This is a genomic window from Cupriavidus sp. R6-3, assembly GCF_059772245.1.
The window spans coordinates 1-3,092 of the sequence record NZ_JCBAJO010000371.1; the positions used below are offsets into that span (position 1 = coordinate 1).

Here is a 3,092-nt window from a genome sequence, read left to right on the forward strand (position 1 = left end):
ACCGCGCAGGTCACCGACCTGCTGATTCAGGAAGGCATCCGCGCCTGGTACGTCAGCCCGACGCTGGTGGCCTCGGTGCGGCTTGCCGGCGGCCCGCCCGCGCTGGCCTATGCGCTGCAGGCGGTGCTGACGCTGGCGACGGCCGGCGCGCTGGCCTGCGTATGGCGCCGCCATCGCGACACCGGCTTGCGTACCGCCGCGCTGGCCTTGGCGGCGATGCTGGCCACACCCTATCTCTGGTACTACGAGCTGGCGTGGCTCGGCATGGCGGTGGCGGGCCTGGCGGGGGAGGGCGTGCGGCGCGGCTGGATGCCGGGCGAGCGTCTGCTGCTGGTCGCGCTGTGGTGCATGCCGATGCTGATGTTCGCCAATGCGCTGGCGCAGCAGTGGCAGGGCGGGGTGCAACTGCTCGCGCTGGGCATGGCCGCGGTGCTGCGGCGCGCCTGGCGGACGGACACCGATACGGGCAGCAAGGGCGGGGGGACGGGACATGTCGCGACATGACAGGATCGGCGCCGCAAGCCAGCGCCGCCGCGAGGACACGGGGGCAGGGAGGAGGACCGCCGGGGGCGCCGTCGAGGGCGCCCCCAAGGGCGGCAATGTCGGCGGTGGCAATCACGTCCGCTCTGATGGCGGCCCTCATGGGGGCTGTCACGGTGTCTTCCATGGCGGCCTCGGCGGCGAGGGTGCGACCGAGGGGGCCGTCGGCGCGCCGGCCGGATCCATGGGCGCCGCGCGCCCCGACCGCCAGACGCCGTGGCACCGCGATACCCGGCTGCTGTCGGTGGTGGCGCCCTGCTACAACGAGAGCGACGCCATCGTGCCGTTCTTTTCGCGTGTGATCCCGGTGCTCGAGGCGATCCCGGGCATCCGCTTCGAGATCGTCTGCGTCAACGACGGCAGCGCCGACGACACGCTGCCGCGGCTGCTGGCGCAGGCACGCGCCGATGCGCGCATCCGCGTGATCGACCTGACCCGCAACTTCGGCAAGGAGGCCGCCCTGACCGCCGGCATCGACGAGGCGTTCGGCGATGCGGTGGTGCCGATCGACTTCGACTTGCAGGACCCGCCCGAACTGATCGGCGAGATGGTGGCGCGCTGGCGCGAAGGCGCCGAGGTGGTGCTGGCGCAGCGCATCGACCGTGCCTGCGATTCGTGGCTCAAGCGCGTGACCGCCGGCGCCTACTACCGGCTGCACAACCGCATGTCGGAACTGCGGCTGCCCGAGAACGTCGGCGACTTCCGGCTGATGGACCGCGCCGTGGTGAACGCGCTGAAGAGCCTGCCGGAGCGGCGCCGCTTCATGAAAGGCCTGTTCGCCTGGGTGGGCTTCCATACGGTGACGCTGCCGTACACGCGCGAACCGCGCAGCGCCGGGCAGTCGAAGTTCTCCGGCTGGCGGCTGTGGAATTTCGCGCTGGAGGGCATCACCAGCTTCAGCACGGTGCCGCTGCGCTGCTGGACCTATATCGGCTTGGCCGTCGCCTTCGCCGCCTTCTGCTATGGCAGCTTCATCGTCGGCCGCACGCTGTGGCTCGGCGTCGACGTGCCGGGCTACGCCTCTCTGCTATGTGCGCTGCTGTTCTTCGGCGGGCTGCAGCTGATCGGCGTCGGCGTGGTGGGCGAATACGTCGGCCGCATCTATCACGAGACCAAGGGCCGTCCGATCTATCTGGTGCGCCGGCGCTACCAGGAGCGGCCGGCGACGCAGGGGCTCGGCGGCCGCCGCGTGATCGAGCTGTCCGCGGTGCAGCGCGGCGCGCGCACGCGCTGACGCTTGGCCCCATCGCATCAGCGCCAATTGCGCCGCGGCAGGCGACGGCCGCGGCGTTTTCCTTGCGGCGGCGGCCGTCCGCTAGACCGCGCGCGCCACCGCCAGCAGCGATACCCCGAACGGCAAGGTGCCATGCCGCAGCCAGAGCCGCTCGCTGCGAAACAGCGCGTACAGCAGTGCGTTCAGCAACGGGGGCGGCATCGCGGTGCCGCTCGAGCCGCCGGCTTCGCCCGGTACGCCGTGGTCGGGCACGCGCGCATGCAACTGGTCGCGCAACTGGTCGCGCAGGCGGTCGTGCCAGCGCGCCGCCACCGCCAGGGGAAACAGCACGGTGTTGAAGTAGGTCAGCGTTTCCACGCGCAGCCCCGCGTCACCGAGACGCGTGCTCAGCGCGGTACGGCGATAGCGGCGTTGGTGGTGCAGGAAGACGTCATGCCGGCTCCATAGCCAGGGATGCGCCGGCACGGTGATCAGCGCCGCGCCGCCGGGCCGCAGCAGCGAACGTATCGCCAGCAGCGCGCCGGCATCGTCGGCAATGTGCTCCAGGCAGTCGAGCAGGCAGACCAGATCGAAGCTGCCCGGGCGGTACGGCATCGCGTCGGGACAGCGGCCGTCGGCGATCGCATAGCGGCCGGCGGTCTTGGCCACGGCCAGCCGTCGCGCCATCGCGTCCATTTCCAGGCCGCTGACCGTGCCGAAGCGCGCCAGCATGTCGAGATTGCCGCCGGTGCCGGCGCCGATCTCGAGGATGGCGGCGCCCGGCGGCAGCGCCAGTTGCGCGAGCATCGTGGCGACGATGTCGCGGCGCGCGCGGAACCACCAGTGATCGGCTTCGGTCTGCGCCATTTCGAGATAGGCTTGCGGCGACATGGTGGTCTCCTAGGGAAGGGGCCTCTCGGCGGACGGCGGGCAATCGCGCGTGGCGTACAGCGACCAGTGCCCGGCCGAGCGCACCGGTTCGACACGGCAGTCCGCCGTGGCGAAAAAGCCCGCGGGCAGCGGCATCGCGCGCCGCACGAACAGATAGCGATAGCGGCCGGCGCGATGGCACTGCCAGTCGAAGCTGGCCGGGAAGGCGTTGTCGAGCATCTCGGCGGGGCCAAGGGCCGGCGCATGGCCGCCGCGATAGCGGACGATCTGCGGCAGGAACCAGGCGAAGTTGAAATCGACCAGCCCCTGCCGCCGGGCCTGGTACCACAGCGGGAAGTGCTGATAGGCGCCGGGATGCGCGGCGGCCGTGCTGCCGGCGTCGAATATCAGCATCAGCGCGCGCTGGCCAGGCGCGGCCGCGGCCAGCACCGCGTCGAAATCGCGCGTC

General features: G+C 71.5%; 2 protein-coding genes and 2 pseudogenes. 2 read left to right on the top strand and 2 right to left on the bottom strand.

Translation table 11 applies throughout. The annotated features are described in order from the left end of the window. Both AC6EI8_RS25630 and AC6EI8_RS25635 read left to right on the top strand, forming a co-directional pair. Nucleotides 1–504 (top strand): annotated as a pseudogene (locus AC6EI8_RS25630) (DUF2029 domain-containing protein); the annotation flags it as partial. 220 nt (nt 505–724) lie between these two features. Beyond that, complete coding sequence (locus AC6EI8_RS25635) at nt 725–1,774, top strand: glycosyltransferase family 2 protein (RefSeq protein WP_498383281.1); 1,050 nt, start codon at nt 725–727, stop codon at nt 1,772–1,774. 81 nt (nt 1,775–1,855) lie between these two features. Here the strand turns inward: AC6EI8_RS25635 and AC6EI8_RS25640 are convergent, their stop codons facing one another. Both AC6EI8_RS25640 and AC6EI8_RS25645 read right to left on the bottom strand, forming a co-directional pair. Then, a complete protein-coding gene (locus AC6EI8_RS25640) occupies nt 1,856–2,644 on the bottom strand; it encodes a class I SAM-dependent methyltransferase (RefSeq protein WP_498383282.1) in 789 nt (262 codons plus the stop codon). 9 nt (nt 2,645–2,653) lie between these two features. Beyond that, nucleotides 2,654–3,092 (bottom strand): annotated as a pseudogene (locus AC6EI8_RS25645) (hypothetical protein); the annotation flags it as partial.